Source organism: Bradyrhizobium lablabi, assembly GCF_001440475.1.
In the GTDB taxonomy this organism is placed as follows: Bacteria; Pseudomonadota; Alphaproteobacteria; order Rhizobiales; family Xanthobacteraceae; genus Bradyrhizobium; species Bradyrhizobium lablabi.
In genome coordinates, this window is record NZ_LLYB01000034.1 from 131,227 (window position 1) to 150,970 (window position 19,744).

Below are 19,744 nucleotides of genomic sequence, written 5' to 3' on the forward strand. Positions count from 1 at the left end.
AAAAAAACGAAACCTATGGCTGGTTTGATGCCATTTCGGTATCTTGCCGACAGACTACGACCGGCGAGAGCCCTTTTCTGGAGTTAGTTAATTTCGATGACGGCGAACTGGTTTGCCACAGTTGTTATTTTCGCGTGGCCAGCCGTATCATTCGCGCTGTATCGGACGCGGCCATTTTCGGAGGCTACACTCTGGACGATCTTGGGCGCGCTACTACTGCTCCCGTCGAACGTATCGGTCAAGTTAGAGATGATCCCGGCGTTCGATAAGAATACGATTCCGAACCTCTGTGTCGCGGTAGCGTGCTTTGCGTTGGCTCAACGTCAACGCGTAGTAAGGCCGCATCTTGGAGTCGCTGAAATCCTTGCGGTCGCTTGGATCGTCGGGCCCGTTTTTACATCTGTGTTGAACGGCGACACGCTCGTCTATGGACCGACGATTCTGCCTGGCGTCGGATATTATGATGGAATTTCCGCGCTACTTGGTCAGCTCTTGCTTTGTCTGCCATTCTTTGTCGGGCGCGTCGCGCTTCAGCGATCGGCCGACACCGAAGCGATCCTGCGCGTTCTGTTGATTGCGGGGTTGCTGTACTCTGTTCTCATGCTTTTCGAGATCCGAATGAGTCCTGTGCTCTCAAGTTGGGTATATGACTATTTTCCGTCCGGATTTGTTTCTGAAATGCGTTATGGCGGATTCAGGCCCGTCGTGTTCATGAAGAACGGCCTGGCGGCAGCATTTTTCATAATGACAGCGTTCTTGGCAGCGGTCGCATTCTGGCGTCTCAAGACAGGCATAATCAGATCGTTTCCGCCTGCGGGGGTTTCCGCGTACTTGGCCGTCGTGATCATACTTTGCAAGTCAGCGGGTGCCCTCATTTATGCTGGTTGCATTGGATTTTTTGTGCGGTGGTCTAAGCCAAAGACGCAAGTGCGGATTGCGGTTGTGATCGTCACAATCGGAATTTTCTACCCGGTTCTTCGGATGACCAACTATTTCCCGACCAGCGCCTTGCTTGAGACGGCGATGGTGTTCAATCGGGAGCGCGCAGAATCTCTGCAAGTGCGCTTCGATCAGGAACAGCAACTCCTAGCTCACGCTTCACAGCGTTTTCTGTTCGGCTGGGGACGTTATGGGCGCAACAGAGTCTACGAGGAGAATTTTGGCAAGGACATAAGTATTACAGATGGCGCCTGGATTCAGGTGCTGGGGCAATTTGGGATCATAGGCTTCGCAGCACAATTTGGCTTGCTCGCTCTGCCCGTTTTTCGAGCAATGTCGGCCTTTAGGTTCGTAGGGTCGGCACGCGACAGGGTCTCCCTGGCCGTTCTGGCACTGATTGTTGCGCTAAACCTTATAGAACAGATACCCAATTCATCGATGAGTTCGTGGAATTGGCTTCTCGCAGGAGCGCTATTAGGCCGTGCTGAATATCTTAAGGCTGTCGCGAGTAGTCCGCGGAAACCAGTTGGCGCTGCAGGCTTTGGTGGGCAATCCTTGAGGTCGGGGGAGTGAGACCTCTGTTGCGATCCGATACGGCGGCTTGGGGGCAGGAGGCGTGTTCAGCCGGTAACCCGTCAACCGGCTCTTTTCGCGCTACGAAAAGTACGATGCCATCCAGGCAAATTGAACGGCTGTGCTAGAATGTCTCTATCCGAGCAAATCTCCCTCAAACAACGGGTAATGAAAGCGGGCATATGGAGCTTGGGGGGCTTCGCGCTTTCGCTCGCCATCCGCTTGGGTAGCAGTCTACTGATGACCCGTCTGCTGGCTCCGGAAATGTTTGGAGTTATGGCCGTCGCTTCAACCTTGATCGTCGGTCTCGCAATGTTTTCCGACGTAGGGTTGAAGCAGAATGTCGTGCAGAGTAAGCGCGGTCACGAAACTTCGTTCCTCAACACGGCGTGGGCTATCCAGATTTTGCGCGGCGCCCTGTTGTCGGCGGCTGCGCTCGTTTTATGCGCGGTTCTTGTCATCCTTGGCCGGTCAGAGCACATACCCGCGAACAGCGTCTACGCGGCTCCTGTCTTGCCATACGTTGTTGCCGTCTTGTCGTTCTCAACGCTGATCGCCGGCTTTGAATCCACGAAGGTGCTGGAAGCCAATCGCAGCATCCTGCTCGGGCGCATAACCGGCATGGAGATTGTTTCTCAGGCGGTTGGGTTGGTCTGTATGGTTGGTTGGGTTCTGGTCGATAGGTCGATATGGGCTTTAGTGGCAGGCACGATCTGTTCGTCACTCATCAGGACCGTCGTAAGCCATCTGTGGCTGCCCGGGGTTGCAAATCGCTGGCAGTGGGACAGACGTGCCGTGCACGAAGTCATCCATTTCGGCAAGTGGATCCTGTTGTCGTCGGTCCTCGGCTTTCTTGCGAGTAGCGGTGACCGTTTGTTGCTTGGCGGACTGGTGGACTCGACTGTGCTTGGCCTCTACGCAATCGCATCTCTGTTTGTGATCTCGGCCGACGGGGTTCTCTCGAAGATCATGACCGATGTCGCGTTTCCGGCCCTGAGCGAGATCGTGCGAACAAAGGGAATGGACCTGAAGAGGAATTACTACAGGCTCGTCGCCATTATCGCTTGGGTCTCGTATTTCTTAGCGGGATTCCTGATGACCTTTGGGCCGTCCTTGATCCGATTGCTGTACGATCCACGATATCATGAAGCTGGCTGGATGCTCGCAATTCTTGCCGCAACCCTGGCAACGATGCCGTTTCGTCTCGCAGTTCAGGCGTTTCTGGCTCTGGGAATGCCGAGGATTCAGTCAAACGTTATCCTGGTTCGGCTCGCTTCACTGTATGTGCTTGCTCCCCTGGGATTCTACTTCTTTGGCCTCGATGGAGCATTGGCCATGATCGTATTCAGTCAATTTGCGTATCTTCCAATCATCATCTTTTATAGTCTCAAGCATGACCTGTTCGATCTTCGTAAGGAGCTGTATTTTCTTGTCTGGATACCGATTGGCCTTCTGGCCGGTAAGATTTCCGCTTTGATAATCGGATATTCTCTATGAGTAGGTACGGTAAGCAGCCGCATCAATCAGGGGGCGCCTTGGTTGTTGGGCGATTATCCACGCTGTCGCTGCGCCAAATATCACTTCAAATCGAGGGCCGTCATTCGTGGCGGCGGTACGAATTCCAATGAACAAACTGAAAACTGCTTTTATCGAAGCCTTGAAGATCGTCTTGCCTAATCGGATCAAGACGTCTCTCCTACATGTGTCTTTTAATATAGCCAGGGACGAGTTCGATCGATTTGCCTATGATTACGGCCTCGCGCCGAACATGAGGTTCGGCTTGAGCGCAATGGCTAAGCGCGGCTTTTCGCCAAGAACGGTCGTTGACGTCGGAGCATTTGAAGGAGATTGGAGCAGGCTTGCGCGAGAGATATGGCCTCAAAGCCGGATAGTGATGTTTGAGCCCAATGTTCAGAAACAAGCACGTGTTTCCGTCGTTGCCGATGCGCTCGGTGCGTCTCTTTTCTGCGAGTTGTTGGGAGCCAACGACGGCGCACCGGTGTCGTTCAATGTAATGGAATCGGGTTCCTCTGTCCTGAGTGAGCGCAGTCCGCTTGATCGAACTGTAGAAAATCGCAAACTGCGTCGGATGGACACTGTAATCGATGAGTTGGAGTCGCCCGTATTGGTTAAGATCGATACGCAGGGGTACGAACTGGAAGTGTTGAAAGGGGCCCAGAGGATCTTGCCGAAAATTGATGCGATCCTGCTTGAGGTCGCGATCATTGAGATAAACGAAGGGGCACCTCTACTAGATGAGGTGGTGGCATTTCTCAAACTTCTTGGGTTCGTGACCTATGATATTCTTGAATTTCACCGCCGGCCTCTTGATGGGGCGCTCAATCAGATTGATATTTTGTTCGTTCGAGAGAATTCTACACTCATTTCGGACAAACGTCACTTTGCGTGAAAAACCCTCGGGTCCTCTGCATTCTACCCGAGGGATCATTCGAGTTAGCATTGATGCGCATCACGTTCGTTTTGCCGACAGTTTCGATGGCAGGAGGTATCAGGGTCGTTGGCATTTATGCGCGCGAACTGATGGAAATGGGGCATAGTGTCTGCCTTGTCTCGCCGCCGCCCAAGCCTCTGTCGCTGAGACAAAAGTTTAGATCATGGAGAAAGGGTGACGGCTGGCCGAGGTATCAAGTAGCGCTCCCATCCCATCTTGATGGCGACAGCCTTGACCATCATGTGCTTGATGTATGGCGCCCCGTGAATGACGCTGACGTTCCGGATGCCGATGTCGTCGTCGCGACCTGGTGGGAAACAGCCGAATGGGTTAACGCGCTCAGCCCTCAAAAGGGAGCTAAGGCGTACTTCATTCAGCACCATGAGGTATTCTTCTATCTGCCCATTGAGCGGTGTCGGGCCACGTATCGACTGCCGATGCACAAAATTGTCATTGCCCGCTGGCTCAAGCAAGTCATGGAAAAGGAATATGGTGACAATGCCGTCGATCTAGTTCCAAACAGCGTTGACAAGAGTCAGTTCTTTGCTTCTGCGCGCGGAAAGCAGGAAGTCGCAACGGTCGGGTTGCTGTACTCGAGTGCGTCATTCAAAGGGGTGCGTACGTCATTTGCCGCACTTCGTGATGTTCGCAAGAAGATGCCAGATTTGAGAATAGTCTGTTTCGGGAGCGAGTATCCGAATAGTGAGCTGCCTTTGCCTGCCGATACAGAGTTTATCCTATCACCACCCCAAGATCAGATTCGAGACATCTATGCGCGTTGCGATGTATGGGTTGCTGCGAGCACAAGTGAAGGATTCAACCTTCCTGCGATGGAAGCGATGGCTTGCCGAACCCCGGTGGTGGCCACGCGAACCGGATGGCCTGATGAGGCGATTAGAACAAAGCGGAACGGTGTTCTCGTGGATATCGATGACGTATCCGGACTTGCTGATGGAATTGAGTGGGTGCTTACACGAAACGAAGACGATTGGAGAAAGTTGTCTTCGAATGCTTATGCGACCGTCGAGGAAAGCTCCTGGAAATCGAGCGCGTCCATGTTTGAGGAAGCGTTGAAGAATGCCTGTCGCCGAGCCGCACGAAGGGAAGTTGGTGGCGATTGCACGGTTTGCGAGGTTTAGCGCGGGCAGTTCAGTCGATCCTCGAGGAATGGTGGGCTAGTGAGATAGGTAATGCAATTCAAGTCGCCTATTGGCGAGCATGCAGGAGGTGAGTAGATGGGCCAGTTGCAATCGTTCAAATCTGCCTTGAGTCGTCGGAGTCTTTTCGGACCTCTTGCGGGCGCAGCGGCCACATTTGTTGTAGGAGTTCACTTCGGTCGAGATCCCGTGGTTATGTCGCAATCGCCTGGAATCGATAACGCGGCGATGGAGTTCACGATCGTGAATGGCTGGGTTTTGAGCCGCCAAGACATTGCGGCCGAGGAATGAACCTCCCATGATCTTTGACTTTAACGAAGCTTGGACTCGTGTTTCCGAGGGGAATTACGACGCTTGCGTTTGCGGGGCGGGGCCAGCGGGAATTACAATTGCCCGGAAGCTTGCGTCTCGCGGCAGGAAGGTCTTGCTGCTTGAGGGTGGGGGTCTCGAATACAGCGATCAGTCGCAACATCTTTACGATGGCAAGAGTATTGGAAGGCAGTATTGGTTTGTTGAGAGCGGCCGGCTTAGATATTTTGGCGGTACGTCCAATCATTGGAGCGGGCGGTGCAGCGTTTTCGATCCAATCGATTTTGAGGCCCGCGAATATTTCGGGATGCCGGGATGGCCGATTTCGTACGATCAGGTCATCAAGGGCATGGAAGAGGCTCAGGAAATCGTGGACATCGGAGGTAAGGATCTCTCGCCCTTCGACGACGCTCGTTTTGCGTCTCGATTGTTCAGGCAGAGCGGATTTGCTTTGAGTCCTCCCACCCGTTTTGCGGAGAAATACGACGCCGAAATTCGTACATCAGAACGGATTGATCTCTTTTACAATGCGAACCTTACCGACGTGAAGCTAACCGATAGCTTGTCGCGGGTCCGCGGTCTTGTCGTTGAGAATTTCAATGGTCAAAAGTTAGAGGTCTCGGCGCCGAGATATGTTGTGGCGCTCGGGGCAATCGAGAATGCTCGAATGTTGCTCAACGCCAATCGACAAATACCGAAGGGGATTGGCAATGGCAAAGGCTGGGTCGGTCGCTGTTTCATGGAGCATTTGAACGTCCCCATCGGACGATTCATTGTAACCGACACGAAATTCTGGCGAAAGGAAGCTTCGCTGTCTCCCACCGTCGAGTTCTTGCGACAACACAATATCGGTAACGGGATTGTAACCTTCGGCCCTAATTCGTCGCCGCAAAGCTATGGACGGCTTCGTGTGCTGAAGCAATTTGCCCGGGAAACTGGCTGTGCCTTGCCACGTATGGCTGAAATCATGAGGCAGGTGGTGGACTTCGATTGTCCCGGTGATGGTTTGGTCACCTCGTTGATCGAACAATCGCCGAATCCCGACAGCCGAGTTACGTTAGCCAACGACACCGACAAATTTGGGTTGCGTCGGATCCAGTTGAACTGGAATGTGAACGAGCGGGACAAGAAGACCATACGTCTACTTGCCATCAAGACGGCGGAGGAGATGGCCAAGCTCGATCTTGCGCGCGTACAGCTCGCGCCGTTCATAACGAATCCGAGTCTGGATATCGAGGTCGGCGCCCATGCCCACCATATGGGTACGACACGCATGGCGACAGCGCCGGAATTCGGGGTTGTAAACGAGAATTGTCAGGTCTTCGGGGTGGATAATTTGTATATCGCCGGCAGTTCGGTTTTTCCTACCGGTGGCGGTTGCAATCCCACGCTCACGATCGTGAAGCTTGCTCTGCGCTTAGCGGAGTTCTTGGCTTCGCTCGACTAGGAGCGTTGGCTATAGCCGAATCGCCGTCAAAGCATCGAAACTACTCTCTCAACATCCCTCCGGCCACGGTGTCGCCGACACCACAGTAGAAGAAACCTCGCCCTTTGGGCCGACACTAATTAGCCCCCGGCGCCAACATTCGTCGCGAACGTTTCTGGCCATTGCGGCCAGCGCCCTTGCGGGTCCGGACCGGTCATACCACGGCGCTGAATTAAGACTACTTTGGGAGCCTTTCTGAATGCTCAGGCACGGGGAGCTTACGAGGCAGATTATTTCGGGGTTGCGCCGCCGGAACAGCGTGTGCGCGGCGTCGATAAATAGTTTCCCGCCATCGGCGTGACCTGCCGGCCGTTCGATGGTTTCCCGAAAGTATTCCACCATCCTCGGCATGATCCGGCGGTGTACCGCATAGCAGTGCGCCCAAAGAAAATCTCCGGAAAGCTTCACGAGTCCGGTTTTGGATGATGGTAGCCCGCTCGTGATGGAATGACCGAGGAACAGCTCATCCCAATCGCGTCTCCGTAGATGGTCGGCGATGGAGGCCTGAAGACGATTGAAGGAGTGGCTGAACAAGGCGTCGTCTTCTAGAACAAGAACGGAGTCGAGACCATCCCGATAGGCGCGCTCAATGATATCGAGATGGCTGAGGAAATTGCCGTACNACCCCCCGGGATGGAAAGCCGTTTGTGGTCTCGGAAATGGGAGCCTTCGGAANTTCGGACCTTGGGACCATCGATGTCCAGCCCGACGCGCGCCAGCTCGGCGCGCAGTGCCGCCAAGCGGTCGGTTCGTTCAGGCAAATGGATGATCTCGATGCGATCAAAATATTCAAACAAGGCGCCCTTGGACATGCCGTACCTCATGTGAGCTGTTCTGCCAGGATCCGGTTTCCGATCCGGATCCGTCGTTGGTCTACTGGTCTCACCCAATGCTTCACTTGTACTCAATGATTCGGGGCCGAGATTGCAGGAGGTTGTCGCGATAGAACTTGAGTTGGCCGATGCTTTCCGGAAATCGTGAGAGCAACTCAAAGAAAGCCAATTGAACTCGAACACGCCACGTTCCCGGAATGCGAAGGATTCTGCGCCCGAGCTGCAGCGGATAGATCAGGAAGGCCAGGAGGCCTGGCAATCCAAAGGCTACGACAAGGACGATCCATATCAGGGGAATCATGAGGCCCCACAATATGGCGCGTCGGCTTTCCCAAACCCAAAGCCGTTCGGGGGGCGAGCCATGGAGATGGGCCCCGTTTGCGAAGGCGTATCCGCTGCGTACGTGCCGACGCCACCATTGCTCAAATCGCGCAATCGCGGCGTCATGCAGGGTCATTTCCTCGTCAATTCGCCAGATCAGCCAGCCGGCGGCGCGAAGTCGAACGCTGAACTCCGGCTCCTCACCCGCGATCAGTTCGTCGCGATATCCTCCAGCCCTTGTGAGGGCAGCAGTCCTCATCATTACGTCGCCGCCGAAGAAGCGAGCCTCTCCGATCGGTACATTCCATTCGCGATCACAAAGTTCGTTGTAGAGCGAATGGTCCGGATGACGCTCGCGACGTCGGCCGAATACGGCGCACACCTTTTGATGAGTATGCAGAAACGCAATGGAGCGTTCGGGCCATTGCTCCGCCAGTTCGCAATCTCCGTCTATAAATTGCACGTACTGCAGATCAGGCCGCAGCTCCATCAGGCGGGCAAAGCCAGAATTGCGTGCCCGTGCGGCGGTGAAGCCCGTCTTCATGTCGAGGTCTACGACTTCGACACCGCGGTCTTTGGCCCAAACGACCGAGTCGTCGGTCGAGCCGGAATCGACGTAAACGATCAAATCGGAGCTTTGCGCGGACGTCAGGCATTGCTTCAGCCGCTCGCCTTCATTGCGGCCGATCGCGACGACGCCGTAGCGGTATGGCCGTTCAGGCGTCACGAGCTGGAGGCAGCGGTCGATTGCTGGCGACGCGGCTTGACGACAGCGGGCACGCCGATAGCTATGCTGTTTTCGGGAACGTCTTCGATCACGACGGCGTTGGCCCCGATAATTGAATTGTCGCCGATTTTAATCGGACCCAGCAATTTGGCTCCTGCGCCAATGTCGACGTTGTTGCCGATGACAGGAGCGACGGGCTCCTCGACGCGTTGCAGTCCGACAACCACGCCATTCCGGATGCGGCAATTGTCTCCGAAGCGAGCGTAGCCACTGACAATAATGCCACCAAAATGATCGATGACGAAATTGCGACCCACGATCGCCTCGCAGGGCAGCTCAATTCCGGTAATGATCTGAATGATCTTGTAGAGCACCTTGTAGATGAACGAACACAGCTTGCGCAGCAATGCCGGGCGCACGCCGTACCGCCATCGACCAAATCGATAGACCACCATGGCCCAAAATCCCTGGGCTCCCGCGTCGCGGCCGTGGGCGTTAAAATCGGCTCGAATATTGTCAAACATTGCAATGCAGCCCAGGCGACCAACTTGCGGGGTTCAAATAATCAGTCATGCTGTACCACCATGGTGGATTGAACGGGAACCGCTTTTGGTTGCATTGAGCGCTCTGATGGCCGGTGTCGGCGACACAATTGGGAGGTTAGTTAAGATTAGTGATGAACGCGGACCGGCGGGTGCTGTGCTGAGCAGTCTGATGAAGCCTGGCTTCGGCAGCAGGGAATCTGCCATTATCTGCCGAATGCAATTGGCGACGGGTGGTCGGACCATGGTCCGATGCTCCCGAGATCGGAGCTGTTTACGAGATCGGTTTCTTGCCCATTCCTCCGGGGTATCCCGTCGCCACCCCATATGGCTCGACATCGGCAATCACCACCGCATTCGCCCCGATCTGCGCATGCGCGCCGACCTTGACCGGCCCAAGGATCTTGGCGCCAGCTCCGATGTCGACATGGCCGGCAACTTCGGGAACTCCGCCGCGGCCGCGGCTGCCTAATGTGACCTGGTGGAAAATCAGGCAGTTCACGCCAATTTTAGCGTTCGGATGAATAACGATGCCGTTGGGGTGGGGGACCAGAAGCCCGCCGCCGATCTGGCAGGTGAGCGGGATTTCGGCGCCCGTCACCACGCTCCAGAAGCGATGGCGCAACGCTATGATCTTGCAGCAAAGCCGCCCGAATGGACCGCCGCGGGCCTGCCAGAACTGGTAGCGCCGAACCGCCAGCAACAGCTTGCGGCCCGGGTCCCAGAATTGCCGGGGCCGTTCCCGCGTCCAGTCCGGAATATCGGCACTGATCTGTTCGTTAGCCTGATCCACCTGTGTGCACCTGTCCTAGAGGTAAAATCAAATAGCGAGGGGTTCAGTGCATTGGAAGCCGTCCGGTGTTCAGGCCTTCAAATATCGCCCATCGATCGTCCGCGGCCCACCATAATCCCCGTGCGCACCCGTCCGCCCTTTTGGGATTGGTATTTTTATTCGGGGTGGGTATTAATCACATATATTAAATCGAATTCACTAGGCAGCAATTTCGTAGTAGATCACTTACTATTCGTTAATCATATGATATGGCCCGCCGGAGTGCCGGGCGAAATTTGTGGTTCGTGGGAGCTTTTATGTTGAAGACACTGTGCACTCCTCCGACCTCGTCCGGCTTTTCCGAGCAATCTGCGAACGTACGTTCGGAATGCGCCTCTCCGGACGACCTTTCGCGTAATGTATTTGGCTTCCTCGGCATTCCAGTGGATGCGCTCGATTTTCCATCGCTGCTGCTCTCGATGGAGCTTGCAACGAATGCCGGTGTGCCATTTCTGATTTCGACGCCCAACGTCAATTTTCTCGTCAAAAGCCAGATCAACGACACGTTCCGCGAGTCCATGCTGCTGAGCGACTTGTGTCTTGCGGACGGCATGCCGCTGATCTGGATCGCCAAGCTCTTACGTATTCCGATCCATGAGAGAGTCGCCGGCAGCGATCTGTTCGGCCGGCTCAAATCGTCCAATGGGACAGGCCGGCGTCTGCGGGTCTTCCTGCTTGGCGGCGCCGAGGGGCTGGCGGCTGCGGTCGGCGCCAAACTGAACGCCGAGAAGGGCGGGCTGGAATGCGTCGGCGTGCTTAACCCTGGTTTCGGTGCGATCGAGGAGATGAGCTCGCCAAAAATAATCGATGAAATAAATGCCGCCAACGCAGATTTAATTGCGGTATTTTTCGGCGCCGAGAAAGCACAGGCCTGGCTGCTGCACAATCATTGGCGGCTCCGGGCGCCGGTTCGCGCCCAGTTCGGGGCCACCATCAATTTCGAAGCCGGAACCGTCCGCCGGGCGCCGCGAATGCTTCGAAGCACCGGCTTCGAATGGCTTTGGCGCATCAAGGAAGAACCGTATCTCTGGCGGCGTTACTGGAGCGACGGGAAAGCGCTGCTCGAGATGCTGGTGACCTGCGTCCTGCCCCTTATGCTGAGTGAGCGGCGGACGCGGAACTTGGCCAGGCTGTCGATCGCCCGAAGCGAGGATCACGGTTCCGTCACCCTAGCCCTGTCCGGGGCCGCGGTGGCGGCACATGTCGACGGCGCGATTGGACAGCTCCGGGACGCGCTCGACAGCGGCAAACGCCTGATCGTCGACGTCTCGAATACGCAATACATCGATGCTAGGTTTTTCGGCTTGTTCCTGATGGTTCGAAAGCAATTGGCCAGCCGGGGGCAGAGACTGCTGTTCAAAGGCGCGTCCGCCGGCCTGCGACGAATATTCCGCCTGAACAGATTCGAATTCCTCCTGTCACAGGAAGTGTGATAGCGGAACAAATGATTGTCCGGTCGGGTGTTCGGCCGTCTGACACATGCACTCAGGGCTAGAGATGAAGCAACAAGTTGGTCAGGCCTTTCGCATTCGCAGCGCTCTTGCGCTCCTGCTCGTGACGGGCTTAGCGGGCTGTGGCTCGCCCGAGCAGAACGCGCAAAAATATTACGAGAGCGGAATGGCTCTCATCGAGAAGAAGGACGACCTCGAGGCGCGGAAGGAGCTCCTGAAGGCCATCAAGTACAAGAGCGACAAGGTCGAAGTCTGGCGGGCGCTCGCAGGTGTCGACGAGCGGACGAAGTCGACTTCACTCTTCCTGGATTTGCGCCGTATCGTCGAACTGGACCCGAACGATCTGAATGCAAGATTGAGGCTTGCCCGAATTATGGTGGGCGGAGGGGCCGCTGAGGCCGCGCTCCGGGTCGTCGACGCTGCGAACGAGGGCGACAAGCCGAATGCGGAACTCCATGCTTTGCGGGCGATCATTCTCCTGCGAACCAACGACAATCCTGGTGCTATCCGTGAAGCTCAGCGCGCCTATGAGATCGACCCGGCAAACATCGATGCGATCTCGTTGCTCGCGTCGAAAAAAGTCGCGGATGGCGATCTGGATGGCGGACTGAAGCTTCTGGATTCGGTTCCTGCCGACAAGGACGAAGCGCGCATTACACTGCAGAAGATCGACACGTACGCACGCAAGAAGGATTTGGGAAAGGCGGAAGAGCTGTTGCGCAAGCTGATCGCACAGAATCCTCGAGAGGCCGCATATCAAGCTCAGCTTCTGCAATTTCTCATTGCGCAGCGAAAATTTGTCGAGGCGGAAAAGGAGTTCCGGGCGAGGGCCGAGGCCAATCCGACCGATAGCAAGCTCGGGCTCGACCTTGTTCGCTTCTTGATCGCTACGAAAGGCGCGGACACCGGCAGAGCCGAGTTGGAAGCTCGGATCAAGGCAGGGGGCGATGATTTCGACTACCAGATCGCATTGGCCGAATTGAATCTCGGGCAGAATCGGGTGGACGATGCCGTGCAGGCTTTGCAGAAGCTGGCCAACACCGCGGCAACTCCCGAGAAGAAGCTCTCTGCCCAGGTAAAGCTAGCAGAGATCCATGTCGCCAAGAGCAACAAGGCGGCAGCGGAGCCGTTGATCGCGGACATCCTCTCGAAGGATCGTCGAAACGCCGGTGCGTTGCGATTGCGGGCCGCCATGAGCATCGACAAAGGCCAGTTCGACAGTGCCATTTCCGATTTGCGCGAGGCACTTAACGATCAGCCGAAGTCGGTTGAGCTGCTGTCGTTGATGGCAGTGGCGTATGAACGCAGCGGGAAGGCCGAGTTGGCCGATCGTCAGTATGCCGACGCGTTGAAATCGTCCAACTCCAATCCCGATGTCGTGCTCCGCTACGTCGCGTTCCTGCAGCGCAAGGGCGATGCGGCTCGCGCCGAAGAGATTTTGACGGAAGCTGCCAGTCGCAATTCCGGCAATCTCCAGATTTGGTCGGCGCTCGGGCAGGTCAGACTGAGCCGGCAGAACTGGGCGGGAGCCTTGGCGATCGCGGATGCCATCGGACGCGTCGATGAAGGCCGCGTGGTTGCTGAGCAGATCCGCGCGGCGGCGCTCGCGGGCCAGAACAAGATCGAGGAAAGCATCGCGGCGCTGGAGGCTGCGCACAAGGCAGCGCCGGACGCACCACAGCCGGTGCTTGCACTTGCCTCGGCTTATGTGAAGCAGGGCAAGCCGGACAAGGCTTCAGCACTGCTGCAGGCGATGAGCAACAAGTTTCCGGCCAATGCCCAGCTTCTCGTGTTTCTCGGACAGGCCAAACTGGCCGAAAAGAAAAACGATGAGGCGCTGCAAAGCTTCAAGAAGGCAGTCGAGCAGCAGCCGAAAGAGCCGGCGGGATACACTGCGCTGACTGATCTCTATGTTCAAGGCAAGGACTTTGATGCAGCTGACAAGGTGCTCAAGGCTGGACTCGCGGAGTTGCCCGACAATGTAGCTTTCCGTCTCTCCTTGGCGGGATTGCAGATCCAGCGGGGGAACAACGACGCGGCAATATCCCAGTACGAAACGATTCTGCAGGACCAGCCGAATTCAACAGTGGCGATCAACAACCTCGCCAGCCTGCTGCTGGACAATCGGAGCGACAAGCCAAGTCTCGAACGTGCGTTTGAGCTGTCGGAAAAGCTCAAGAACGCCAACGCGCCGCAGTTCCAGGACACGTGGGGATGGGCCCAGTACAAGCGCGGCGACTTCAACGGAGCGATCGCCACGCTTGAGGCGGCTGCAGTGGCAATGCCGAATCTTGCGGCGATCCATTATCACCTGGGGATGAGCTACGCGGCCGCAGGACAAAATGAAAAGGCGGCCGAGAAGTTCAAGGCGGCGTTTTCCCTGGAGCCGGACGGGACACCGCTCAAGGACAGCATCCGCGCAGCGATGAAGTGAAGGCTCGCCGGAGTAGGTTCCGGAAACGTGACAGCAATTTCCTTCCGGGCAAGCGCACCATGTTTGCCCCGAGATGGTACTCAACCCAAAAAGATGGAGCGGATGACGATACGAGTAAAGGTCGTCACGCGTTAATTGCCGGAAGGCAGCACAGTCCAGTTGTGTGTCACGACGAACATCAGGCTGTGGGAGTCCGCAGGGCCCGTGCCGGAAACCGTTGGCGTGCCGGTAATCGGGTCGAAAATGGTCGTGCCGGTGCTTGCGAACCGGTGCAGGTAGCGATAGGTGGCCGACGCCAGCCATTCCCGGGTCAGGTTGTAGCTGTAGGTCGCCGACGCTGAAGCGAAATCCGTCGTCGTGCTCGAGATCTGCCGGTTTCCGCTCGCTGAGAACGACAGGGTGGATCGTGAATTGATGCTGTGGCTCAGCGATGCCGTGATCGAATCCCGCTTGAACAGAGAGCCGACGACGCTCGGGCCAACCGACTGGCTGGCGATGACGGACAAGGTCGTGCTCTTCAGCATTCGATAGGTCAGGACAGCGTCGCCGATCCAGTCGGCCACTGAACTCGATACGGGTGTGGCAGACGTCGTGCCGCCGAATGCCGTACTCGAAACCCCTCGATCGGTCACCAGATAGGCAGCGCCCACATTGGCACGAAAGGAAAGCACCGCCGACAAAGTGGCGTCGAACCCGACCTGCTCACGAAAAATCTGGACTTGGGTGTTGAACGCATTGCCGTATTCAAGCAGTTCATATTCGGAGGACAGGTTGATCGCTGTGACCGAGCTTAGCGATCGGCGCCAATTGCCGCGCGCAAGTGTGTCCGTAAACGGCGTGCCGCCGCTCGACGGTTCGTAGCTCGTGTGGCTGGACGTCGCAAACAGCGACACCGTATCAATTGCGGTAATCGAACGATCGACACCGCCGGTCGCCGTGAGTCGATCGAGGAAGCCTGACGTCGGAACGGAAACGCCGAGATCGTTCAGGATCGCGAGCGCCGTGCTCTGTTGTCGCCAGCTTGCCTCGACATACTCCCTATCGAATCTGGTCTTTTCCCTCTGCTCGTAGCGCGCCCTGAATCCATAGTTGAGGAATTCCGATGCGGTGCCAGCGGCGCCCGGACCCCAATACTTCTTGTAGGTGCCGTCGCCTGCGAAATTGAACTTTGATGTCGGAGTACGCGCCTCCGCGTCAGCGTTCAGCGTCGTGTAGGACCCCAGCGATCCCGCCGGCGAGCTACGCAGGAATTGATTGCTATTCAGCTCGACCGTTTCGGTCTCGCTGGCCTTTATCGACCAGTCGAACGCAAATGCCACGGACGGCGCCATGCCAAAGCATACCGAGACTGCTATGGCAGCTCTCTTCACGTTGCTTCTCGCCCCCGCCGAACGTCAGGTCACTCAAACAAGCGTCGCTCCGGAACCATGATGACGTCGCCGGCCCGCAAGGTAATATTGCCTTCCAGATCGTCACCAGCTTCGTAAGCTCTATAGTTAAACATGAAAATTGTTTCGTCGCCGCCGGGGCCCTTGCGTCTCACCTGGATGCGATTCTTTGCGGCAAACGGCCCGATGCCTCCGGCAAGGGCAATCGCCTGCATCAGGGTCGTCTTCTGTCGGACGACATAAGAGCCGGGCTTGATGATCTCGCCGGTGATGAAAACTTTCGGCTTGAGGTCGTCCTCGGGGATCTCCTTGGGCGCGGCGATGACGGCGACCGTGACGTCGAGATTGTCGTCCTTGTAGTTGTTCTTCAGCTTGTTCTTGAGAATGTTTTCGAGCGCCAACGGCGTCAGCCCGCGTGCCCGGATATGGCCGGCGAGGGGAAATGCGATTTCGCCTGAGGGGTCGACAACGACCGTCCGGTCGAGCTTCGGGTCCTGCAGGACCGAAATGCTGAGGCTGTCGCCTGATTTCAGGGTCTGCGCGTTTGCCCCCGGGGTCAGCAAGGCAACAAAAAGCAGTGCCAGCAGGATTCGCATGTCAGTCCCCCTAACCATCGGCAAAAAAGCCCGTAAACAAAGACATTTAGGCCGTCGTGAAGGGATTTTTCCCGAACACGCGGCCATTATTTAGCCACGGGGGAAACTAATGGGATACAAGGACTTAGGGAACCCGCGAGAACTTTTTTACCGGAAAAATGCTATACTGTTGCTTGTCTGCAATAACGTCCCGCACAATGTGATCCGAAATAACCCGCTGGTCGTTGGCAAAGCCGTAGACCAGCGCCGTGTCACACAGAACATTAATCATCCGAGGTATGCCGCCGCTTGCTGAGGCAATCAGCGAACAGGCCTCCTGGGTGAACAGTGGGCGGCGGGCGCCCACCGCCTGCAGCCGGAATGCGATATAATTGGCGACCTCCCGGTCATCGAGCGGGCGCAGATGGAAATCGGAAGAAATCCGCTGTGCGAATTGATGCAGCTTCGGCGCCAGCAGCAAGTCGCGCAGTTGGGGCTGGCCGACGAGAATCAGCTGCAAAATCTGGAACTTGTCGGCATTAATATTGGAAATCATGCGCAAATGTTCGAGCGCTTCCGGCTCGAGATTCTGCGCCTCGTCAATGATCAATATGGTTCGTCTTCCGTTGGCGAACTGGCCATACAGAAAATCTTGTAACTTCTTGAAAAGGTTTGGATAATCACCTTCGAACGATTGCCCGAGCGACATCAGGATCCATTGCAGCAATTCCTGCCGGCCCTGAGGGGAATTGGAGATCAGGCCGATGGTGATCGCCGGGCTGACTTTCTTGAGCAGATGCCTGACCAAGGTGGTCTTGCCGGATCCGATTTCACCGGTAATGACAGTGAAGCCGGCGTTGTTCATGACGCCGAACTCCAGCATCGTGAATGCCATGGAATGCATCTTGCCCCAGTAAATCAGGTCGGGGTCGGGAAGAATTGAAAAAGGTTTCTCCCGCAGCTGATAAAATGCCTCGTACATTGAACTTCCTTAGCCCGGCCACAGACCTCTTATAGCGCAATTTGCAGGATTCCCCCTGCTACTCTCGACCCATTTCTCCGATCTACGTAAACTTGCGGACGTGGCAGCCGTTGGAACCATTAAGATTGAAATTTAAAAGTCCCTTTGCTGAACAACTATTCATTAAATCCCTGCAAGATCGATGCTAAGATCGCGCGTCGGAGCGATCCGCCGATCATTCCGCGGCACTGTTAACCTTGCAGGCTCGCAAACAGACGCTCGGACGAGACATGCTGCAGAAAGTTGAATTTGAGGACGATTNNTCCAGCCGCTGCAAGAGGACCGCAGTCATCTGTTGCAGCCTGCCTTCTACTGNGGAACTGTTCAAGCGCCGCTGGGCCTATTTTGTACTGCCGTTCGTCACGATCCTGGCCGTGGGCGCCGGAGCGGCGTTGCTGTGGCCGCCGACCTATCTCTCCGAGGGACGGATCCTCGTTCAGTCGCAGCAGATTCCGTCCGAACTGGTACGGCCTACGGTCACGAGCGCCGCGCAGGAGCGAATCCAGGCCATTCAGCAGCGGACGATGACGCGAGATAATCTCATCGCGATCGCCGACAAATTCAAACTGTTCCCGGAAAAGCGCACGTTGATGTCGCCGACCGAGCTCGTCGCGGAAGTCAAGAAGCATACGAAAATCGCGCCGGTCGATCTTCAACTGGACTTCAAGCAGCGGACGCGCGCCTCGATGGAAAATCCCACCATCGTTTTCTCGGTCGGATTCGAATACGGCAATGCTGCGGTGGCGGCCCAGGTCGCCAACGAGTTGATGACGCGGATCCTGAACGAGGATCTTCGAGATCGAACCAGCCGCGCCACGGATACGACGAAGTTCCTGGCGCGAGAGGTGCAGAGACTTCAGGCCGAGAACTCTGCGCTTGATGCCAAGATCGCTCAGTTGCGCCTCACGCAAGGCAAGCCCGCATCGTCAACTGGCTCCGAGCAGCCGACCACACTTACGCAGCTGAAGGCTGATTTGATCCAAAAGGGTGCCCTGTATTCAGAGCGGCACCCTGCAATTGTGTCCCTGAAGAAACAGATCGAAGCTCTCGAAAAGGTGGCTTCGGCGCCGGCGCCTTCGAACGACGCTGCAACGGCGGCCAGTCTCGAAGTTATGGTTGCTCAGCAGGAAAGCCTGCAGAAGAACCTCGATGCCGCCTCGGCAAAACTGGCCGCCGCGCGGCTTGGCGAGAACCTTGAAAAGGACCAGCAGTCCGAGAAGCTCGAAATCATCGAGCAGCCGACGGCTCCGCAAGAGCCGGTCAGGCCCAACCGGCTGAAAGTCCTTGCGCTGGCGTTCGCGGCCGCGTTTGGCGGCGGAGCAGGGCTGACATTCCTGGTCGAATTCCTGGACAAGGGAATCCGCAGAAGCAATGACCTTCTGTCAGTGGTCGATGGCAAATTGATCGTCTCGATTCCCTACATCTCGACGGCAGCCGAATTACGTGCGAAGCGGCGACGGATGTTTGTTGTTCTGGGAGTGTTTGCACTGGCTGTGATCGGACTATTGGTCGCCGCCTACCTGTTCCTTCCACCTCTTGACCTCATGATTGCCAAGGCCAGGGTCGGGCTGTTTCGATAATTTGCGGAGTCACGCAGTGGATTCAATAAAGCAGGCTGTCGAACTCGCGCGAGCTGCGGAGGTGCACCGTCCGGGAGCCTTGAGCGGATCTGCCCTAGCGGCCGAAGGGCCGCTGCAGCGCTCTGCAGAGTCGCCGTTCAACGAAGTCCGTCTTCGCGCTGATCATCTCGAAGCCAACCGAATAGTGGCTCACGGCACTTCCGGTCAGAACGGCCGCTACTACGACATGTTGCGCACGCAGGTGCTGCAGGAGATGGATAAGAAGAGCTGGCAATTCCTGGCCGTGACTTCGCCCACGGCGGGGTGCGGAAAGACGGTTACCGCCTGCAATCTTGCGCTGAGTATTTCCCGGCTGCCGGAGCGGTCAGTGCTGCTCGTCGACCTCGATCTGCGCCGGCCGGCGGTTGGAAATTACCTGGGCATTAGCGGCACTGGTGGTGTTCTCGACGTACTTGAAGGACGTGCGCCGCTTTCATCATCGGTTGTGCAGGCAAGCGTCGGTCCCAACAACATACTGGTGCTGCCCGGAGGGGTCTCGTCGAACTCTTCGGAATGGATGGCTTCGCAGACGATGGGGGCAATGCTGCAGACCATCAAGCGAGACTTCCGGTCGCGTATCGTCATCTTCGATCTCCCGCCGATGCTGCTCGGTGATGATGTGATTTCGATTCTGCCTCGAATAGATGCCGCATTGCTTGTTGCGGGGATCGGAAACACGACTGTTGCCGACATCAAGGAATGCCAAAGGCATTTGCAACGAACCCCGGTTATCCGCGTCGTTGTGAATAAGTCGACCGAAACGGTCGGTTCGTATTACGGCTACTATTGATTTCAAATCCGACCGCAATTCCGCAAACGGCGTAAGGTTCGATTGCGCGTCATTCGGAATGCCTATTGTTGTCTTTCGCTCAGGAACGCCTGATAGGCGAGCCTGATGCCCTTCTCGAGCCCGGTACTGGCTCGCCAGCCGAGTTTCGCCAGCTGGCTGACGTCGAGCAGTTTGCGGGGCGTGCCATTTGGGCGCGACGTATCGAAGCTAATTTCACCGGCATAGCCGATGGTCGCCGCGACCGCGCGGGCGAATTCGGCGATGGTGATGTCCTCGCCGGTGCCGATGTTGACCA

At 56.4% G+C, this 19,744-nt stretch carries 17 protein-coding genes and 1 pseudogene; 10 read left to right on the top strand and 8 right to left on the bottom strand.

Annotation, left to right across the window (positions count from 1 at the left end):
* The first annotated feature begins 96 nt into the window (after positions 1–96).
* The 6 genes from CQ14_RS02085 to CQ14_RS02105 all read left to right on the top strand — a co-directional run bounded on the left by CQ14_RS02085 (position 97) and on the right by CQ14_RS02105 (position 6,877).
* Positions 97–1,512 carry an O-antigen ligase family protein gene (locus CQ14_RS02085; protein ID WP_057856281.1) on the top strand — a complete coding sequence of 472 codons (1,416 nt, stop codon included), beginning with the start codon at positions 97–99 and terminating at the stop codon, positions 1,510–1,512.
* Positions 1,513–1,680: 168 nt separating this feature from the next.
* On the top strand, positions 1,681–3,009 hold the full coding sequence (locus CQ14_RS02090) for an oligosaccharide flippase family protein (protein ID WP_283807186.1): 1,329 nt from the start codon (positions 1,681–1,683) through the stop codon (positions 3,007–3,009).
* Positions 3,010–3,136: 127 nt separating this feature from the next.
* Positions 3,137–3,922, top strand: a complete 786-nt coding sequence (locus CQ14_RS02095) for an FkbM family methyltransferase (RefSeq protein ID WP_057856283.1) — start codon at positions 3,137–3,139, stop codon at positions 3,920–3,922.
* Between the two features lie 53 nt (positions 3,923–3,975).
* Positions 3,976–5,103 (top strand): glycosyltransferase family 4 protein, encoded by a 1,128-nt coding sequence (locus CQ14_RS02100; protein WP_057856419.1) that lies wholly within the window; start codon positions 3,976–3,978, stop codon positions 5,101–5,103.
* A 96-nt stretch (positions 5,104–5,199) separates the two neighbouring features.
* Positions 5,200–5,412, top strand: coding sequence for a hypothetical protein (locus tag CQ14_RS43145; protein ID WP_156434625.1), 213 nt, complete (start codon positions 5,200–5,202; stop codon positions 5,410–5,412).
* 7 nt (positions 5,413–5,419) lie between these two features.
* Complete coding sequence (locus CQ14_RS02105; protein ID WP_057856284.1) at positions 5,420–6,877, top strand: GMC oxidoreductase; 1,458 nt, start codon at positions 5,420–5,422, stop codon at positions 6,875–6,877.
* Positions 6,878–6,925: 48 nt separating this feature from the next.
* Here the strand turns inward: CQ14_RS02105 and CQ14_RS48025 are convergent.
* The 4 genes from CQ14_RS48025 to CQ14_RS02125 all read right to left on the bottom strand — a co-directional run.
* The coding region (locus tag CQ14_RS48025; protein ID WP_430650123.1) for a hypothetical protein at positions 6,926–7,538 on the bottom strand (613 nt) is incomplete at its 5' end.
* A gap of 272 nt (positions 7,539–7,810) precedes the next feature.
* The gene (locus CQ14_RS02115; RefSeq protein WP_057856286.1) at positions 7,811–8,797 is read right to left on the bottom strand and encodes a glycosyltransferase family 2 protein; all 987 of its coding nucleotides are present in this window, start codon (positions 8,795–8,797) and stop codon (positions 7,811–7,813) included.
* Complete coding sequence (locus CQ14_RS02120; protein WP_057856287.1) at positions 8,794–9,321, bottom strand: serine O-acetyltransferase; 528 nt, start codon at positions 9,319–9,321, stop codon at positions 8,794–8,796. Before CQ14_RS02120 ends, CQ14_RS02115 begins: the two co-directional genes overlap by 4 nt.
* Before the next feature lie 292 nt (positions 9,322–9,613).
* Positions 9,614–10,132 carry a serine acetyltransferase gene (locus CQ14_RS02125; protein WP_057856288.1) on the bottom strand — a complete coding sequence of 173 codons (519 nt, stop codon included), beginning with the start codon at positions 10,130–10,132 and terminating at the stop codon, positions 9,614–9,616.
* A 296-nt stretch (positions 10,133–10,428) separates the two neighbouring features.
* Between CQ14_RS02125 and CQ14_RS02130 the strand changes: the two genes are divergently transcribed.
* Positions 10,429–11,604 (top strand): WecB/TagA/CpsF family glycosyltransferase, encoded by a 1,176-nt coding sequence (locus CQ14_RS02130; protein ID WP_199805417.1) that lies wholly within the window; start codon positions 10,429–10,431, stop codon positions 11,602–11,604.
* A gap of 64 nt (positions 11,605–11,668) precedes the next feature.
* Complete coding sequence (locus tag CQ14_RS02135) at positions 11,669–14,056, top strand: tetratricopeptide repeat protein (protein ID WP_063800281.1); 2,388 nt, start codon at positions 11,669–11,671, stop codon at positions 14,054–14,056.
* A 131-nt stretch (positions 14,057–14,187) separates the two neighbouring features.
* Here CQ14_RS02135 and CQ14_RS02140 read toward each other — a convergent pair whose 3' ends face one another.
* The 3 genes from CQ14_RS02140 to CQ14_RS02150 all read right to left on the bottom strand — a co-directional run bounded on the left by CQ14_RS02140 (position 14,188) and on the right by CQ14_RS02150 (position 17,001).
* Positions 14,188–15,375: a porin family protein gene (locus tag CQ14_RS02140; RefSeq protein WP_156434626.1), complete on the bottom strand. Its 1,188-nt coding sequence runs from the start codon at positions 15,373–15,375 to the stop codon at positions 14,188–14,190.
* Between the two features lie 80 nt (positions 15,376–15,455).
* Positions 15,456–16,040, bottom strand: coding sequence for a polysaccharide biosynthesis/export family protein (locus CQ14_RS02145; protein ID WP_057856292.1), 585 nt, complete (start codon positions 16,038–16,040; stop codon positions 15,456–15,458).
* A 124-nt stretch (positions 16,041–16,164) separates the two neighbouring features.
* Positions 16,165–17,001 (bottom strand): ExeA family protein, encoded by an 837-nt coding sequence (locus tag CQ14_RS02150; RefSeq protein ID WP_057856293.1) that lies wholly within the window; start codon positions 16,999–17,001, stop codon positions 16,165–16,167.
* A gap of 413 nt (positions 17,002–17,414) precedes the next feature.
* On the opposite strand from CQ14_RS02150, the gene CQ14_RS45540 reads away from it, so the two are divergent.
* Positions 17,415–18,620: a GumC domain-containing protein gene (locus tag CQ14_RS45540; RefSeq protein ID WP_245320125.1), complete on the top strand. Its 1,206-nt coding sequence runs from the start codon at positions 17,415–17,417 to the stop codon at positions 18,618–18,620.
* Between the two features lie 16 nt (positions 18,621–18,636).
* Positions 18,637–19,449 (top strand): CpsD/CapB family tyrosine-protein kinase, encoded by an 813-nt coding sequence (locus tag CQ14_RS02160; RefSeq protein ID WP_057856295.1) that lies wholly within the window; start codon positions 18,637–18,639, stop codon positions 19,447–19,449.
* 62 nt (positions 19,450–19,511) lie between these two features.
* Here the strand turns inward: CQ14_RS02160 and CQ14_RS45545 are convergent.
* A pseudogene (locus CQ14_RS45545) lies at positions 19,512–19,744 on the bottom strand (GDP-L-fucose synthase); the annotation flags it as partial.